This is a genomic window from Candidatus Enterococcus myersii (assembly GCF_017316025.1).
Lineage (GTDB): Bacteria > Bacillota > Bacilli > Lactobacillales > Enterococcaceae > Enterococcus_C > Enterococcus_C montenegrensis.
In genome coordinates, this window is record NZ_JAFLVT010000004.1 from 1 (window position 1) to 17,783 (window position 17,783).

Consider the following 17,783-nt stretch of genomic DNA (forward strand, 5'->3'; position numbering starts at 1 on the left):
AGACTGTTAAGCTCAAATAAAAATTAACTTTGCTAGCTATTGCTTGCATGTTGTTTGCTTCTATAAAAGAAGCGCCCTACACATTGGTTCGTTTGCTTGCTTTGTTCAGTTTTCAAAGGTCTACTTGCGAAGTTAAATGTATTTATTTAACTTGCAGTTGGTTGCTTTTTGAAATGTTTCAGCAACTCTTATATCTTATCAGCTGACTTAATTTCTGTCAACTGTTTTTTTCAAAAAGTTTTAAAAACTTTTTGAAATGATATTTCAGAAGTTCGCCGCTCATCAAGCAACTCCGTTAGTTTAGCAAGTAGTTAGCTTGCTGTCAACAAGTTTTTTTGTTTTTTTCAAAACTTTTTTCTTGTGACTTTTGAAAATAGCCAAGTCGCTAACGGACAAGTAATAATATACCAACTAAATCGTATCAGGTCAACGATTTTATCTATATTTTTTTGTTTTTTTGTATACCCGATTAATATAAAGTTGCTACATCATAATCATTCGTGAATAAAGCTTTTTCAGTTTTATTATTCACTTGTTTTTCGCTGGTAAATCATAAAAAAAGAGTTCTTGAAAACCAATTTGAAACTGGTTTTCAAGAACTCTTAGAAATTCTAGCGCATTGTTGGGAATAATAATACGTCACGAATTGATTGTGCGTCTGTTAAAAGCATAACTAAACGGTCAATCCCGATACCTAAACCACCGGTTGGTGGCATACCATATTCCAAAGCTTCTAGGAAGTCTTCGTCAACGCCATGAGCTTCATCATCACCAGCTTCACGTTGTTTTTCTTGATCTTCAAAGCGAGCGCGTTGGTCGATTGGATCATTTAATTCAGTAAAAGCATTCGCAAACTCGCGGCCAACGATGAACAATTCAAAACGATCTGTAAAGCGGCCGTCTTCTGGATTTTTCTTCGCTAATGGTGAAACTTCTACTGGATGGCCATAAATGAAAGTAGGTTGAATCAAGGTATCTTCTACAAACGTTTCAAAGAATTCATTAATGATATGTCCAACTTCCATAGCATCTGTAATTTCAACATTGTGTTCTTTAGCTAAAGCACGTGCATCTTCTAAAGACATTTTTTGCCAGAAATCAACACCGGTTTGTTCTTTAATAGCATCTAACATATGGACGCGTTTGAACTCAGTGTCTAAGTCAACTGCTTTACCGTCATAAGTAAGTTTACCTGTACCTAAAACTTTTTGTGCAGCATTCCGAATGATACCTTCTGTTAAATCCATTACGTCACGATAATCGGTGTAGGCCGTGTACACTTCAATCATGGTAAATTCAGGGTTATGGGTTGTATCAATCCCTTCATTACGGAAGACACGACCGATTTCATAAACTTTTTCCATTCCACCAACAATCAAACGTTTTAAGTGTAATTCCAATGCGATACGCAAATACAAGTCCATATCTAATGCATTGTGATGTGTGATAAAAGGACGTGCAGCAGCACCACCAGCTTGGTTATGCAAGACTGGAGTTTCCACTTCCAAATAACCCAAACCATCTAAGTAACGACGAATTTCACTGATGATTTGACTACGTTTTGTAAAACGGTCAAAACTTTCCCGGTTTGCTACCAAATCCAAATAGCGCTGACGATAACGTTGCTCTACGTTGGTCAAGCCATGATATTTGTCTGGTAACGGGCGCAATGCTTTTGATAATAAAATAAACTCACGCGCTTTGATTGAAACTTCACCCGTGTTAGTTTTCATAATTTGACCTACGACACCATAAAAGTCACCAAGATCTGCATGTTTAAATAATTCGTAGGCTTCTTCTCCTACTTCATCTTTACGCACATAGATTTGGACTTGGCCTTCACGGTCTTGTAAATGGGCAAAGCCTGCTTTACCTTTACCGCGCTTTGTCATCATACGACCTGCTACACTGGCAGATAGGTTCATTTCACTTAATTCTTCTTTAGTCCGTTGATCAAACATTTCATGTAATTCTGCGGAATTGTGAGTGCGTTCGAAACGTTTTCCGAAAGGATCGATTCCATTTTCTTGCAGTGCTTCCATCTTCTGGCGACGCACCAGCATTTGATCGTTCAATTCTTCTTGTGTCTGTTGCTGTTGTTCCTCAGTCACGCGTTTTCCTCCTTGTTTTTTAGTTGAAGTAGTGGTTTATCCATTACAAGTTAAATTTTGTAACCCAAAAAAATTGCCAACTACTATAACTCTCTAGTCTATTCTTCCTTATAATGCCAATGAAACCAAAAAAAAGCAAGCCGAAAATCAGCTTCGGCTTGAAAAAAAGCTTAGATTAATGTGCGCTGTGGGCCAATTGCGCACCTTGTATTTTGGCGACAAAATCATCTAAAATTGCGACAATTGTTGCTTGATCTTCTGCTTGATTAACAGCTACTTTTGTTTTAGCTGCTCGCGGAATCCCTTTTAAGTAATAGGATGCATGTTGGCGAAATTCTCTTGCCGCTACCATCTCACCTTTTAAGTCAACTAAACGTTGCAAATGAACTTTAGCAGTTTGAATTTTTTCAGCTGGAGTTGGTTCGTCAATGAGCTCACCTGTAGCTAAATAGCGTTCGGTACGGTGAATCATCCACGGATTACCCAATGCTGCTCTACCAATCATCACACCATCAACACCGACTTCATCTAGCATTCTTTTAGCATCTTGCGGTGTTTTCACGTCACCATTACCCATAAAAGGAATACTAATGTTCTTTTTAACTTCTTTTAAAATATCCCAGTTAGCTTTTCCTTCATACATTTGTACCCGCGTGCGACCGTGCATTGCGATTGCTGACGCCCCGCCAGCTTCGGCAGCTTTCGCATTTTCAACAGCAAAAACATGTTGATCGTCCCAGCCAATTCGCATTTTGACGGTAACTGGGATATCCACTGCGCTTGTTACTGCTGCTACCATTTCATGGACCTTGTTGGGATCTAGTAACCACTTCGCACCAGCTTCGGCTTTAATAACTTTGTTAACCGGACACCCCATGTTGATGTCAATGATATCTGCTTGGGTGTTTTCAGCAACAAACTTCGCAGCTTCAACTAAAGAATCTTTATTGCCACCAAAAATTTGAACGCTTAAAGGATGTTCGTTTTCATCAATGTAAAGCATTTCTAATGTCTTTTTGTTACGAAAATGAATTCCTTGGTCACTAATCATTTCACAGACTACTAAGCCTGCACCAAATTCTTTGACCGTTACTCGAAATGCGGCATTGGTAATCCCCGCCATTGGCGCCACGACAACCCGATTAGGAATTTCCACGTTGCCGATTTTCCATGTTTGATTAGTCATTTTTTACTGCCTCCTGCATTAAAGCTTCCAAGTCTTTTTCCGTGTATTCATATTTATTGCCACAAAACGCACAAACTGCTTCAGCGCCATGGTCTTCATCAATCATCGCTTTAATTTCATCAGGTCCTAAAGCAATAATTGCTTCAGCAAACTTGTCTTTAGAACAATCACACTTAAATTGGACGGTTTTTTCTTCTAGGATCATTAAATCAGTGTCAGGTAATAACGCATCTAAAATTTCTTCTGGTTTTTTCCCAGCATCTAATAAATCAGAAACCCGTGGCATATTGGCTAAGTTGGTTTCAATAGCTGTAATGATTTCATCTGTAGCTCCCGGCATCATTTGCAGCATAAAACCGCCAGCAGTTTTAATACTATCGTCCGTATCCACTAAGACACTCAAACCGACAGCAGAAGGAATTTGCTCTGAAACAGCTAAGTAATAGGTGAAGTCTTCTCCCAATTCACCAGAAACAAGCGGCGTTTGACCAGAAAATGGTTCTTTTAATCCCAAGTCTTTAATAACGGTGAACATCCCTTTTGTCCCGACTGCTCCCCGTACATCAATTTTGCCAGCTTCGTTAAGAGGTAAACTTAAGTGAGGATTTTTAATGTAGCTTTTTACATCGCCATAACCATTACTATCCACCACAATCGCCCCAGCAGGACCATCTCCTTCTACTTTAACCGTTAATTTATCGTCACCTTTTAAAGTAGCCCCTAATAATAAACTTCCTACTAAGGTACGACCTAATGCAGCCGAAGACGTGTTCCATGTATCGTGACGTTTTTGGGCTTCTGTCACTGTTTTTGTAGCATCTACTGCATATGCTCGGACTAAACCGCCATAAGCCAATGCTTTAATTAAATAATCACTCATGATTTTGCTCCTTTGTCGTTTAATAATTGCGTGGCAAGTTAAAAGATAAATTTCACTTGCTGACAGTCCAACCTGCAACTGACTTGGCATTCATTTCTGAATCATACAAGGAAGTTGCATTTTTTTCAACTTTATCAGATTGAATTAAGAAAAAGTATGAAAAAACTCCCTGTACTTTTCCACTCTTGTCATTTCCTTGCAAAAAACACCTGAAGGAATCCTTCAAGCCTAAGCCATAAAACTAAAATTTCGATACATGGCTGCTTAGACGCAATAAAATTTTTGCTTATTGGCGATTAAGCGAGTTTGCAAAACCAGACATCGTTATGACGGCTGCTGCAATGTTTTTACTGGTGAAAAAAACTTATATTTTCTTATCTGACAAAAAAGAGACCTCTTGCCATAAGAAGCCTCTTTCACCGCCACTAGCTTAACTACTTGCAGAAGATGCCGCTGCATTGTCATCTGCTTTGACACAATCAATTGCTACGACTAAAGCAACGATTAGTTTTTCATAACGTTCATCAAAAACTGTCACTTCATACGTATCTCCCCATGAAACCCAGCGTTTATTGATAACTGCAATTTGCAGACCGTCTTTTACAACTTCAAAGTCCATATCCCACCAATTTCCCTGCACACTAATTCCGTCTGCTTCAATATGGTAGCGCGCTTTAAATAAAGTCAATTCCTTTTTAATCACAATGGCCGCCTCATCATCAATCATAACTGTAAACTGAGGCAAAAGCGCTAAAACTTTTTTGGTAATTTCACCGATAACGTGATCATTGCGATCAAAAATCGTGAACTGCTTTGGAATTTTCAAAAAACTACCTTGAACATGATATAAAGGTTCTTGGTCGGCATCGGTCACGTTAAATTTCTCACCAATACTAAACACTTTTTGTTTGATATAAAGCTTTCTCACACAGACTCCTCATTTCTTTATTTAATATAAATTCGCTTCATTATATGAAAAAAAGACGCAATAGTAAAAACTATCACGTCTTATGAAACATAAGATTATGCATCTTTGTCTGTTTCATCTTTTTCTTGTTTCAATTCATCTTGAACTTCTTTTGTTTCTTGTTCTGGATGGAACTCTGCTTCTTTTGCTTCAGCATCGAAGTAGTCTTTTGCTTCTTCAAAATCTTGTTTTTCTTCAGCTTGTTTTTGCGCATCTTTTTCTTCTAATGCGCGTTTAGCTTCTTCAAAGGTTTGTGCTTTTTCAGAAGGATACTCTTCTGTTTCTGTTCCTGCTGGCATTTTACCTTCTTCAAACAAGGATTTAATGGCTTTAGCATCCAATGTTTCGTGCTCTAATAATTTTTCAGCAATCAACTTATGCTGCGCCCGGTGCGCTTCAATAATTTCATGCGCTTTTTGGTGCGCTTCATTTAGGATACGACGTACTTCTTGGTCAATTTCATAGGCTACTTGTTCAGAGTAAGCTTTTGTTTGACCATAATCACGACCGACAAAGACTTGGTGATTGCCTTCATATTGAACCGGACCTAATTTATCACTCATTCCGTATTCAGTTACCATACTGCGGGCAAGACCTGTCGCTTGTTCAAAGTCATTAGATGCTCCTGTGGATTTCACACCAAAAATTATTTCTTCAGCAGTCCGTCCACCTAAAAGCCCAACGATTTGTTCAAACATATCATCTTTGGTCATTAACATTTGATCTTCTTTTGGTAAAGCAATCATATAACCGCCAGCACGACCCCGTGGGATAATCGTTACTTTATGGACAATACGAGCACGAGATAGAACTAAACCAACAATCGTATGTCCGGCTTCGTGGTAAGCCACCATTTCTCTTTCCCGTTTGCTGATTACTTTGTCTTTTTTCGCAGGACCGGCAATAACGCGATCTTCTGCTTCATCAATATCAGAAGCATCGATTTTCTTCTTATTCCGACGAGCAGCTACTAAAGCAGCTTCGTTCAAGACGTTTTCTAAATCTGCCCCCGCAAAACCAGGCGTTTGTTGGGCAATAACTTTCAAATCAACATCGTCAGCTAACGGCTTGTTCCGGGCATGAACACGTAAAATTGCTTCACGACCTTTAACGTCAGGACGACCAACTAAAATTTGACGGTCAAAACGACCTGGACGTAATAACGCTGGGTCTAATACGTCAGAACGGTTTGTTGCAGCGATAACGATAACGCCTTCGTTGCCATCAAAACCATCCATTTCAACGAGTAATTGGTTCAAGGTTTGTTCACGTTCATCGTGACCGCCTCCCATACCCGCGCCACGTTGGCGACCAACAGCATCGATTTCATCAATAAAGATAATCGCAGGTGCATTTTTCTTCGCAGTTTCAAACAAGTCTCTTACCCGAGATGCTCCGACACCGACGAACATTTCAACGAAGTCAGAACCTGAAATGGAATAAAACGGTACGCCAGCTTCGCCTGCTACGGCTTTAGCAAGTAATGTTTTACCAGTTCCGGGAGGTCCTTCTAATAACACACCGGCAGGAATTCTTGCGCCTAATTCAACAAAGCGACGTGGATCTTTTAAGAATTCAACTACTTCGACTAGTTCTTGTTTTTCTTCTTCGGCACCGGCAACGTCAGAGAAACGAACCCGATTGGCTTTTTTGTCAGCTTCTTTGGCTTTTGATTTGCCAAAGTTCATAACACGGCCGCCACCGCCACCGCCGCCACCTTGTTGTCCCATCATCATGTAGAAGAAGAAAATGATGATCACAAGTGGTAAGAAGGTCATTAGAAGAGAAATCCAAAGACCACTATTTGACTCTTCTTTAATTACTGTTTTCACGTCTTCTTGATCCGCTAGTGCAGTAACTTCTTTCAATGTATTATCGTTTGGTAAAATCGTTGTGGCAAAGTGCGTTGACTCGCTGCTTGTTTCGCCCCAAACGGTTAACCCATTATTGTTTTCTACTTTTTGTTTGTCCTTGTATTCCCCGGTAATTTTATAAACACCATTCACCGGCTGTACACTAAATGACTTCACTTTACCGTCAGATAGTTGTTGGCGGAAAGTAGAGTACTCGATATCTGGCGATTGTTGGCTGTTATTTCCAAATAAGAAATAAACCACCGTAATCATGGCCAAAAGCACGAGTACATAGTATAAGGTATTTTTTAACATACCATTATTACCTTTTTTGTTCATGCTTGCCCTCCTTAATTAATCGAAAGTCTTTTTTTGAAAAATCGTTATTTTAAAACAACTCTTTTCCGTTTAAAAAAGGTCCTTCAAATATTGTTTGTGTGATTTTTATCAATCCTGACCATTTTATTGTATCACAAGTCATTTCATTTAGCGGATTAATTTGATTCGTAAACGCTAGGTTTTAAAACGCCTACATAGGGTAGGTTGCGGTATTGTTCGATATAGTCTAAGCCATAGCCTACGACGAATTCATTTGGTACATCAAAACCCACATAATCCGCTTCAATATCTACTACGCGGCCTTCAGGTTTATCTAATAATGTTACGATTTTGACTGAATTGGCTTTGCGGTATTTAAATAAATCGACTAAATAAGCCAACGTCCGGCCACTATCAATAATATCTTCTACTATTAATAGATCCCGGCCTTCAACATTTGTATCTAAATCTTTTAAAATTTTAACCTCACCAGAAGATACAGTAGCGTTGCCATAACTTGAAACATCCATAAAGTCTAATTCCAAATAGCAGTCCATTTCACGGCAAATATCCGCCATAAAATTAATTGAACCTTTTAAAACACCGATCACAAGGGGATTTTTATCCTTGTATTCTGCTGCTAATTCTTCTCCTAGTTCCTTACAGCGGGCGTTGATTTCTTCTCGTGATACAAGCACTTTTTCAATATCTTTTGCTAACATGTCTGTCTCCTTATTTTACTATCACCAATGGATAGATTATTGGTATTTATAAAGCAGTCTGTAGTGTATTTTATCAGTTTCTACAGCAATACTCAAATAAGAAAAGGCAATTGGTAGCACTGCCAAGACTTGATTGTTCGTATCTGTCACAACCCACGTTTTTTCCCGTCTATCATTGGGAATTTTTTTATCAATTAAAATGCGGCTAACCTTTTTGCGTAAGCTTTCTTTTAGTTGAATGCGATCCCCATCCACTCTTTTTCTAATAATCACCTCATTGGGGAAGTTTAATGCCAAAGGTTGACTGATTTCTGACCAAAGTTTGACTTTTTCGGGAAGATTAACATTTTCATCTACAGAAACAATAGCTAGCCATTCATTTTCAGACAAAAACCCACTATCGCCTACTTTAAAATGAAAAGTTTGCGCCTTATTAACAGTTGGCTTTTTGCCAATCGTCAGTTCATCATACATTTTTAAAACTTGCCACGTTGCTGCGATATCCAATTGCCATTGGGCTTTGTCTGCTGTCAGAAGCGCCAAAATTCGTTGCAAGTTTTCTTCAGTAATGGTCACCTCACAACTGCGTTTTAGTTTTTGAGCCAAATACTGCAAGGTAAAATAACGTTCTCTTATTGGTAAGGTCAAAAAGGCGCTAACCTTAAAACTTAAACTCTGCTCTATTTGCGTCACATTTGCGCTAACCCAAGCTGCCATTTTTTCTTCAATAATTTCTTCTGCCCAAATCAATTGTTGGGATAATTGCTGAAAATGCGCTAAAATTTGGGGATTTTCTGCTTTTAAAAGCGGCGTTATCTGTTGACGAATTCGATTTCGCTGCACATCTAAATAGTAGTTGCTTTCATCTTCAAAATACGGCAACGCTTCTTTTTTAGCATAATCATAAATCTCTTCTTTGCTGTAGGGTAAGAGGGGACGAATTAATTTGCCGCCAGCAAAAGCTTGGCGCGCTTTAATTCCCATTGCATTTTTCAATTGGCCGTCTCGAATCATTTTCATCAGCATGGTTTCCAGTTGATCATCTGCATGGTGAGCAGTCATCAATGTGTCAAAGTAATAATCCTGCATCAGTTCAGTAAAAAAAGCATAGCGAAACCTTCGTGCCGCTTCTTCTACCCCGGCATGAGGAACATCCTCCCATTTTCGTTCATAAAAGGAGATGGCGTGTTCCTTACAATACTGAGCCAAATTCTGCGCTTCTTTGGCTGAACTTGGTCTTAGTTGATGATTAATATGGGCAACTCCGATGGAAAAATCATATTTTCGACTCATTTTTGCCATTAAACGTAGCAACACAAAAGAATCTGCTCCACCAGAAACCGCTAATAATATTCGACTTCCTTGTTGCCAAAAGGCTTGTTTATTCCCCAACTGTTCAAATTCTCGTTCCATCTTTCTCCTTCTTTAGGCACCAACACTTTTATCGCTGGTTGCGTCTTTTGCTGTTACTTTCTATTTTACACGATTGCGGCAAAATAAGAAGTAACAGTATCCAGCAAAAAAAGAAAAGTAACGCATTCCTTTCATCGATTAAAGTGCCTTAAAATCAGAATTGTAATATTTTTCTAGTCAATTTTTCACTAAGCTTGTGGATTAGAAATCTTTTACTCGTGACTTATTGTATGATCTGCAATATATTGGATGGAAACAACACCTACCTGTGGGTAAATTATAGGAGTAGATAAATGGAAATAGGAATTTTATTAAAAGAAAAAAGAATAGCCCACAAATTGACACAAGAACAGCTAGCTGAGCAAATTTTTGTCTCAACAAAAACGATCTCAAATTGGGAAAACAATAAAACCACTCCAGATATTGATAGCCTGATTCTTTTAGCCAAACTTTTTCATTTATCACTTGATAATCTATTATTGGAGGGATCAAATGTGGTAGAAAACATTAAGAAAATCGAGGCAACAAAGATAGTGGAGAAATACTTTCTTATTAGTTGGGTAACAAATATTATTTTCGGTCTAACTTTTGTTACGCAAAATTTTTTTGGTAAATTATCCTTATTTGCTATGGTTTGCTTGTCTTTAGGTATGCTTTTAAACATGCTGGTATTGTTTTATTTTACAAAGCAATTGGCAACTACTAACACCACAGCTTGGCAATTTTTCAAAAATAGTCACCCTATTATTAGTGCAGGCATGTTGTTATCCCTTATCCTTTTATCCGCCTTAATAATTGCTTTCCTATTATTCTAGCCTGATAAAAAATGATCAATTGAGCTAAGAAAAAAACTGTACCGCAATAATTTTGCGGTACAGTTTTTTTAGCTGCGACGGCCGCCACGGCCACCACGTTTGCCTTCTGTATTACGACGAAGTGAAGATAGGCGATCATCACTGTCTTTTAAAAATGAACTCATCAATGAATCGAAGTCTTCTTTTTTATTAGCACTTACGCTAGGTCCTTTAGAAAATGGTTTCTTAGGAGCTGGACGACGACTTGGTTCTTTTTTGAATTCTTTTTTCTCTGCTTGTGGTTTATCTACTGCTTTGCGAATGGATAACCCAATTTTGCCGTCATCACCAACAGATGTTACCAACACTGTTACCTCATCTCCGACTTTTAAAACGTCGTTGATGTCTTTGACAAAGCCATCTGATACTTCACTGATATGCACCAACCCAGTTTTACGGTTACCCAAATCAATAAAAGCACCAAAATTTGTAATCCCCGACACTTTTCCTTGCAGCTTAGCTCCTACTTCGATTGACATAAAAGATTTGTTCCTCCTAGTTTAAACCTGAAATTTATATTTACTACTCTTCAGCAGTAGATGACCCATTCGTCCGATCAATGGCTTTTTCCACTTTTGCGTCTTCTTGTTTATTGCTTTGATTATTCCCAGCGATAGGATAAACTTTTTCACCGTCTTTAGAATAATAAAAACGGCTGCGGGCAAGTTTTGCCACATAGTCTTCATCCTTTAGCAAAGCGACTTCTTTTTTCAATTGGTCGACATTGTTTGTTACTACCTTATTATCTGCCAGAGCTTCTTGTCTTATCGCTTCTAATTTCACCAAACGTTGATGATCTGAAAAAAGTTGGAAACCGACAAAAGCAAAAATCAAAAAGGTAATGACTAAAAGTAACGTTAAACGACGACGTTTAAAAACAACCTTCCGATGTTGTTCTTGATATTTGGCAATTTGTTTTTTGACATATTCATTGTCAAGTTGTTCAACATTTTGATTGCGGCCATTTATCACGTCTGTCACGTCCTTTCCTTACCTTGCGCAAATTGGATAATCCAAAATTAATTATAGCAACTTAAAGTAGGCTTGTCTAATGAATTTCTAGACATTTTCGTTTCTTATTTCGCTAATAATTTCATACATTTGAGCAGCATCCTCTTTTTTGGTGGACTCATGTAATTTTAAGACTTTAATTTCTAAGGTCTTATTTCCAAAACCAATTTTGACCTGGTCGCCAACTTTAACCGTACTAGAAGATTTGGCCAGCTTGCCATTTACTTGGATGCGACCTTTATCTGCTACTTCTTTTGCGACAGAACGCCGCTTGATGATCCGTGAAATTTTTAAAAATTTGTCTAAACGCATCTTTTTCCCTCGTTTTCTTTATTTAGATTTTTTTAAACGTAATAATTTTTTACCAAAAGGCAACATTAGCCATTCTCTTAGTGTCAACAAATCAAAGCGTATCGCAGCTTTTAAAAAGGCGTAAACCCCTACTGCAACCGCTAAAATAGTCACTACAAGTGCTCCAAAACGCGTTTGGAATCCGCCAAAAAGAGCCACTAAAAAATAAAATAGCACCACAGCTCCACTCATAACTAATAAGCTGCTTATCATTTTTTTTAGAAAGAAACGCTCACGCCAAAAACGATTAATCACTTGATCTTCAGCTTGAATGAGACGCCACAAAGTCGCCACTAAACCCAATATCGTCCCCACGCTGGCCCCTAACGTTCCCATTGTGGCGGTCAAAATTAATGTCGTAGCAAATTTCACCACTAGGCCGATAATCGCCGCTTTTAAAGCCGGTCGGAAATGATTTTGACTTTGGGCGACTGCTTGATAAGCTTGAATGACTGCCATTAAAAAGACAGAAAAAACAAAAACTTGTAAGACGTCGTTACCGGCCTGATCTTTAAAGAGAGCATAGTTTAAAGAAGGCATGACTAGCGCCAACCCAAAAGAAGCAGCCAGTGAAATACTCGTTGTCAGGCGCAAATAAATTTTGGCTGAACTTTGAAACAACTTATGATTTCGGGCAACTAGATATTTCGTTAAGGCTGGTAAAAAAGTAGAACTTAAGGCAGCAGCCACTACCAAACCTAATTGTACCATGGGCTGTCCTCTATCATATACTCCTTTAGCAATTTGTGCGTTCGTTTGATTAAAACCAAAATTTTGTAACTCATTGGCAATGACAAAAGAATCAATTAATTGAAACAAAATCAAAAACCCCGTGTAAATCGACAGCAAACCGCCTTCAACCACAAAGCGCCGCACTAATTTCTTATCAATTTTACCAAAATGAAAATCCTTTAGTAAATTCAAACTGACGCCACTGATTTTCTTTTGATAATAAACGAGCAATACCACAGCCCACAGTCCGCCAAAAACAGCGCCACTCATAGCAAGCGTACCGGTTTCATAGACATCTAAAATGCCAGCTTGAAACATAAGCGCTGCCGCAATAATGACACCGACGCGAACAAATTGTTCCACCACTTGAGAAACTGCGCTGGGAACCATTTGCAGTTGCCCTTGAAAGTTACCACGATAAAAAGCAAGAAAAGGCATCAATAAAAAGGTGAACGATACAATCATAATTAACGGGGTTAACAGCTCATTGCCCATTAAAAGTGCAATAATACCAGCACCAAAAAAAGTCACTCCCCACAAGATTAGCCCGCAGTAAAATACGACTGGAATTAATTTTTGAATGGCATTTTTTTGTTCTTTGACACCATTTATTTCTGCGATATATTTGGAGATAAATTGGGGCAGTCCCGATAGCGCTAAGGTCATCGCCAAACCATAAATAGGATATACTTGCTGGTACACGTAAAAGCCCTTGTCTCCCACCAAGTTTTGTAAGGGAACGCGATAAATCGCACTTAATACTTTGGCAATAAAAGAAGCGGCAGTTAGCACAAAGGCGCCTTGCATCATTTTTTGCATTTGACTTACTTTTTCTTTGGCATTTTCTGCCTTCATCTTCTCACCTCTTACTTTTTGCCCTTTTAGTGTGCCTTAATTTGCTATGAAAGAACATCTGATCTGCATTTCTTTACTTAAAATAAAGTAATTTTAAACTTTGCTAAGCTATTTCGTTTCAGGTACAATCGCGCGCTTATATTTTTCTTCTCGTAACGCTTTAATAAATTCTTGAATTTCATGAAGCCAGACAGCCTGCGTCATTTTTTGCCCAATGGTTAATGTAATCGTCATTTTGTCGTTACTTACAGCCATTGCAGCTTTCATTTTGGTCACAGACAACGCTTCGAATAATTGTTCGACTGTATACGTTTTTGTACCAACTTTACTTAGTGTTACTTTAATTTGTTGATTAATCTTGCGAATACTTTCCAATAAAGCGCGATCGCCATCCATTTTAATTTGACCAATCGTCAATAAATGGGCAACTTCATCCGGGTATTCTCCAAAACGATCCAACAAATCATCTTGCAATTCATCCAATTGCTCTTCGTTTTCTAATTCACGAATCCGTTTATATACTTCAATTTTTTGGCGTTCGTCAGTAATATACGTACCCGGCAAGTAAGCGTCAATCCCCAAGTCAATTTCCACTGAAGTTTTTTGGCTTTGAATATTTTTACCTTGCTTGCGGGCAACAGCTTCTTCTAACATTTGCGAATACATATCAAAACCAACCGCATCAATAAAGCCATGCTGCTGGGCACCTAATAAATTACCCGCGCCTCGAATCGATAAATCTCGCATTGCAATTTTAAAACCAGAGCCTAGTTCAGTAAAATCTTTAATCGCTTGGAGTCGTTTTTCACTTACTTCATTTAAAATCTTTTGTGGTTCATACATGAAATACGCATAAGCTACCCGATTACTCCGACCAACGCGCCCTCTTAATTGGTACAAAGTAGATAAACCCATGTAATCGGCATTTTCCACAAACAACGTATTGACGTTTGGAATATCCACTCCTGTTTCAATGATCGTCGTGGTGACTAAAATATCATATTGCCCTTCAATAAAGTCTAACAACGTGTTTTCCAATTGAATTTCTGTCATTTGACCATGGGCGTAACCAATCCGGGCTTCTGGGACTAAAGCTTGCAATTCATCGACTTTTTTTTCAATCGTTTCCACTCGATTGTACAAATAAAAAATTTGACCATCTCGGGCTAGTTCTCTGTGAATCGCTTCTCGAATTGCGCCAGGATTTTTTTCCATCACGTAGGTTTGAATAGGATAACGATTTTCCGGTGGTGTTTCAATGACCGATAAATCCCGTACCCCTAACATGGACATGTGCAACGTGCGGGGAATCGGTGTCGCCGTTAAGGTCAAAACATCCACTTGAGAACGTAATTGTTTCAAACGTTCTTTGTGCTTCACGCCAAAACGTTGTTCCTCATCAATGACCAATAATCCTAGATCAGAAAATTTCACATCTTGAGACAATAAGCGGTGCGTTCCTACTACAATATCCACTTGCCCGGTGCGAATTTGTTCCAGTGTCTCAGCTTGTTGTTTTTTCGTTCTAAAACGACTAAGCAAACCAATATTGACTGGAAAACCCTCAAAACGATCAAGCATCGTTTCATAATGTTGTTGCGCTAAAATCGTGGTAGGAACTAAAAAGGCAACCTGTTTACTTTCTTTAATAGACTTAAAGGCAGCCCGTAGCGCTACTTCGGTCTTCCCAAACCCAACATCCCCCACCAGCAGGCGATCCATCGGTTTTGCTTTTTCCATATCTCGCTTAATTTCAGCAGCACTGCGAAGCTGGTCATCTGTTTCCGTATATGGAAAAGCATCTTCAAATTGTTTTTGATACGCATCATCTGGTGCAAAGGCAAAGCCTTTTTCTGCTTCTCTTTTTGCGTATAAAGCAATTAAATCATCGGCAATATCTTCAATTTTACCGGAGACTTTTCGTTTTGTTTTACTCCATTCACTACCACCTAATTTATTAATTTTAGGGGTCTTGGACTCTGAAGCAACATATTTTTGAATCAAGTTTAATTGCGTAACGGGAATAAAGAGCTTATCGTCGTTTTGATATAAAATCGTGATGTAATCTTGATGAACGCCATCGACTTCCAAGGTTTCCATGCCGATATATTTCCCAATCCCATGATTAGCATGAACAACATAGTCCCCTGGTTTTAATTCGTTATAGCTTTTTAATCGTTCGGCATTGGTAATTGTTTGACGCCGCGCGCGTTTTCGTTTTACTTTTTGAAAAATCTCTTTTTCTGTCACAACGACTAAACGATCTTGCGGCATTTCAAAACCGCTTTGCAAGCTACCGACCACGATTTGACTGCGACCGGTAATTAATTTATCCCCTTTGGCCACCGGTGCATAAATTTCATGATCACGGAAATTATGATCCAACTTTTGTGCTCTTTCTTCATCTGCTACTAAAAATAAAACCGTCTGCTGCTGTTTTTCCCAGCGTTCTAACTCGGCTTTTAATAGACCCATTTGGCTGAAAAACTGTTGCATCGGCCGATATTGAAAATTCCAAATCGCGCCAAAACGTAAATTCCCCATCCCTTTTTGAAACAATGCAAAAAAGCTAGTCGTAAATGTTTCCTTTTGGAAGAACTGGTGCACATCTACGCCAAATTTTTGTTCACTAAAGACGCGCAGCTCACTAATTTTTTGAACCTGCCATTCCCCTTCTTCTCGCTCAATTTCACGATTGGTTTCCATGATGCGGGGATAATCATCTACCATTAAAAGCGTGTCTTTTGCAAAGTAATCCACAATCGTCGTCGGCTGCTCATAAATAAAATCAAGATAAAAATTGACATTTTCTCCTGGCTCGCCCTTCAACCACTCATTTTGCAGTTGACCAAAATATTCACTTAAAAACTCTTGATCTGTTTTTTCTCTGGTGACTGCTAAACGTTTTTCCAAAGCTATTTTTAAATTTTTGGCACCTGTTTTGAGCTCAAGGTCAGTAAAAACCAGCTCACTGGTTGGACTGATCAAAACATGGTCTACATTCCCTAAAGAACGTTGTGTTTCCACGTCAAAATAGCGCATGGAATCAATTTCAACATCAAATAATTCCACCCGCACCGGATATTCTGCATGTAAAGGATAAATGTCTATGATGCTACCACGAATACTGAATTCGCCGGGTTTAGCAATCATACTTTCCCGCTGATACCCCATTAAAACCAGCTGCGCTGGTAAAGTTGTTAAATCTAACTCATCACCAATTTGCCAATGTAATTGATAGTCACGCCACGTCTTAGGCGTAGGCAAGTACTTTCGCAACGCCGCCACTGGCATAACATAAATTCCCAATTCATTTTGGGAAATAGCATTTAATGTTTGCACCCGTTCTGCTTTTGCTTCTGGTGAGGCAAAAGCCATTTCTGCTGATAAGACTTCATCCACTGGAAAGGCAAAAACAGCATCTGTTACATTACGCAAATCTTCAACTAATTGATTGGTATAATACAAATTCGGCGTAATGACTAAAATTGATTTTTGCAATTTTTTTAATGTACTGACCAGCGCCAGTGTTTTGGCCGAACCTGAAAGGCCAGTTAACAATTGCCGTTTACTCTTTTGGGCTAACTGTTCTTGCCATTGGCCAATCTGCGGTACCTTATCAAACAAACCAAGCAAATCCATATTTTTACCTCCTAAATTAAGATGTTTTAAATAACCGCTTTGCTAGCGAGCAATAAGATAAAGAGGCTTTAAGTGACGGGTTCGGTCACTAAAGACGCTTTTTTTATTGCTGCGCTAGCTACTCAGTTAATCTTGTTTTTATTAATTAAATTTATTCATCGTATTAATAAAATCATTTGTTTTAAAATATTCTTCTAAAGCAGCGACACCATGGTCGATACTGGTTTCAATCAATGGTAAATCATCTTGTGAAAAAGGACTTAGTACATGATTGACAACTGTCATATTTTGAGGCGGTCTACCAATGCCGATTTTAATTCGATCAAAAGTTTGGCTGCCTTTTAAATGTGTTATAATGCTCTTAATTCCATTATGGCCACCAGATGCGCCTTTTTGCCGTAAACGAATTTTCCCTACCGCTAAATCCAAGTCATCATATACTACCACTAACTCTTCGGGTAAAACACCCAAATACGTCATCAAAGGTCCCACAGCTCTACCAGAATCATTCATAAAGGTTTGGGGTTTAACTAAAATAATTTTTTCACCATCAAGAAAAAACTCTCCTTGTTCAGCTTCAAAGTTGTTGCGTTTAAACGTAACGTTGTACTTTTGGGCTAAACGATCAATTGTCATAAAGCCGACATTATGTTTTGTTTTTGCATATTTCAACCCAGGATTTCCCAAGCCAACGATCATCTTCATTATTATTCCTCATTTCACTTCAACTAAAACACGCCAAAAGGCCAGGCGACAAATTATCCCCTAGTCTAGTTTTGCAATCAAGTTAGCTACGCTCACTATTTCGTTAATTGCACATTAATTAAAAAATTTTATTAACTGTATTGTTTTAGTATTATAACACAAACTTACAGATTAGCTAAAAGT

Annotated in this window: 14 protein-coding genes; 1 reads left to right on the top strand and 13 read right to left on the bottom strand. The window is 38.5% G+C overall.

All coding sequences use genetic code 11. From position 1 onward, the window contains the following. Positions 1–611: 611 nt before the first annotated feature. From lysS to tilS, 7 genes are all read right to left on the bottom strand, one after another. Complete coding sequence (lysS, locus tag JZO76_RS02125; protein WP_206902530.1) at positions 612–2,111, bottom strand: lysine--tRNA ligase; 1,500 nt, start codon at positions 2,109–2,111, stop codon at positions 612–614. 175 nt (positions 2,112–2,286) lie between these two features. Further along, positions 2,287–3,297 (bottom strand): tRNA dihydrouridine synthase DusB, encoded by a 1,011-nt coding sequence (gene dusB, locus JZO76_RS02130; RefSeq protein WP_206902531.1) that lies wholly within the window; start codon positions 3,295–3,297, stop codon positions 2,287–2,289. Next, positions 3,290–4,177: an Hsp33 family molecular chaperone HslO gene (gene hslO / locus JZO76_RS02135; RefSeq protein ID WP_206902532.1), complete on the bottom strand. Its 888-nt coding sequence runs from the start codon at positions 4,175–4,177 to the stop codon at positions 3,290–3,292. The genes dusB and hslO overlap by 8 nt, the downstream gene beginning before the upstream one ends. Positions 4,178–4,607: 430 nt before the next feature. Then, entirely contained in the window at positions 4,608–5,105 is a 498-nt protein-coding gene (locus JZO76_RS02140; protein ID WP_206902533.1) for an LURP-one-related/scramblase family protein, read from the bottom strand. A 95-nt stretch (positions 5,106–5,200) separates the two neighbouring features. Then, positions 5,201–7,336 (bottom strand): ATP-dependent zinc metalloprotease FtsH, encoded by a 2,136-nt coding sequence (ftsH, locus tag JZO76_RS02145; protein WP_206902534.1) that lies wholly within the window; start codon positions 7,334–7,336, stop codon positions 5,201–5,203. A gap of 155 nt (positions 7,337–7,491) precedes the next feature. Continuing rightward, positions 7,492–8,037 (bottom strand): hypoxanthine phosphoribosyltransferase, encoded by a 546-nt coding sequence (hpt, locus tag JZO76_RS02150; RefSeq protein ID WP_206902535.1) that lies wholly within the window; start codon positions 8,035–8,037, stop codon positions 7,492–7,494. Between the two features lie 36 nt (positions 8,038–8,073). Next, entirely contained in the window at positions 8,074–9,450 is a 1,377-nt protein-coding gene (gene tilS / locus JZO76_RS02155; RefSeq protein ID WP_206902536.1) for a tRNA lysidine(34) synthetase TilS, read from the bottom strand. A 293-nt stretch (positions 9,451–9,743) separates the two neighbouring features. Between tilS and JZO76_RS02160 the strand changes: the two genes are divergently transcribed. After that, positions 9,744–10,265 (top strand): helix-turn-helix domain-containing protein, encoded by a 522-nt coding sequence (locus JZO76_RS02160; RefSeq protein WP_206902537.1) that lies wholly within the window; start codon positions 9,744–9,746, stop codon positions 10,263–10,265. 68 nt (positions 10,266–10,333) lie between these two features. Here the strand turns inward: JZO76_RS02160 and JZO76_RS02165 are convergent, their stop codons facing one another. From JZO76_RS02165 to pth, 6 genes are all read right to left on the bottom strand, one after another. Continuing rightward, positions 10,334–10,783, bottom strand: coding sequence for a S1 domain-containing RNA-binding protein (locus tag JZO76_RS02165; RefSeq protein WP_206902538.1), 450 nt, complete (start codon positions 10,781–10,783; stop codon positions 10,334–10,336). Between the two features lie 43 nt (positions 10,784–10,826). Beyond that, on the bottom strand, positions 10,827–11,285 hold the full coding sequence (locus JZO76_RS02170) for a septum formation initiator family protein (protein ID WP_396139787.1): 459 nt from the start codon (positions 11,283–11,285) through the stop codon (positions 10,827–10,829). 78 nt (positions 11,286–11,363) lie between these two features. Then, on the bottom strand, positions 11,364–11,627 hold the full coding sequence (locus JZO76_RS02175) for an RNA-binding S4 domain-containing protein (RefSeq protein ID WP_206902539.1): 264 nt from the start codon (positions 11,625–11,627) through the stop codon (positions 11,364–11,366). Between the two features lie 18 nt (positions 11,628–11,645). Beyond that, positions 11,646–13,253 (bottom strand): putative polysaccharide biosynthesis protein, encoded by a 1,608-nt coding sequence (locus JZO76_RS02180; RefSeq protein WP_242595739.1) that lies wholly within the window; start codon positions 13,251–13,253, stop codon positions 11,646–11,648. Between the two features lie 108 nt (positions 13,254–13,361). Continuing rightward, a complete protein-coding gene (mfd, locus tag JZO76_RS02185; RefSeq protein WP_206902540.1) occupies positions 13,362–16,895 on the bottom strand; it encodes a transcription-repair coupling factor in 3,534 nt (1,177 codons plus the stop codon). 141 nt (positions 16,896–17,036) lie between these two features. Continuing rightward, entirely contained in the window at positions 17,037–17,600 is a 564-nt protein-coding gene (pth, locus tag JZO76_RS02190; protein ID WP_206902541.1) for an aminoacyl-tRNA hydrolase, read from the bottom strand. Positions 17,601–17,783 lie beyond the last annotated feature (183 nt).

Bases quoted from the DNA above. Each gene is read 5' to 3' on its own strand.
- ftsH (WP_206902534.1), bottom strand. From the start codon at position 7,336: ATGAACAAAAAAGGTAATAATGGTATGTTAAAAAATACCTTATACTAT.
- JZO76_RS02165 (WP_206902538.1), bottom strand. From the start codon at position 10,783: ATGTCAATCGAAGTAGGAGCTAAGCTGCAAGGAAAAGTGTCGGGGATT.
- pth (WP_206902541.1), bottom strand. From the start codon at position 17,600: ATGAAGATGATCGTTGGCTTGGGAAATCCTGGGTTGAAATATGCAAAA.
- mfd (WP_206902540.1), bottom strand. From the start codon at position 16,895: ATGGATTTGCTTGGTTTGTTTGATAAGGTACCGCAGATTGGCCAATGG.
- hslO (WP_206902532.1), bottom strand. From the start codon at position 4,177: ATGAGTGATTATTTAATTAAAGCATTGGCTTATGGCGGTTTAGTCCGA.
- tilS (WP_206902536.1), bottom strand. From the start codon at position 9,450: ATGGAACGAGAATTTGAACAGTTGGGGAATAAACAAGCCTTTTGGCAA.
- JZO76_RS02175 (WP_206902539.1), bottom strand. From the start codon at position 11,627: ATGCGTTTAGACAAATTTTTAAAAATTTCACGGATCATCAAGCGGCGT.
- JZO76_RS02180 (WP_242595739.1), bottom strand. From the start codon at position 13,253: ATGAAGGCAGAAAATGCCAAAGAAAAAGTAAGTCAAATGCAAAAAATG.
- dusB (WP_206902531.1), bottom strand. From the start codon at position 3,297: ATGACTAATCAAACATGGAAAATCGGCAACGTGGAAATTCCTAATCGG.
- hpt (WP_206902535.1), bottom strand. From the start codon at position 8,037: ATGTTAGCAAAAGATATTGAAAAAGTGCTTGTATCACGAGAAGAAATC.
- JZO76_RS02160 (WP_206902537.1), top strand. From the start codon at position 9,744: ATGGAAATAGGAATTTTATTAAAAGAAAAAAGAATAGCCCACAAATTG.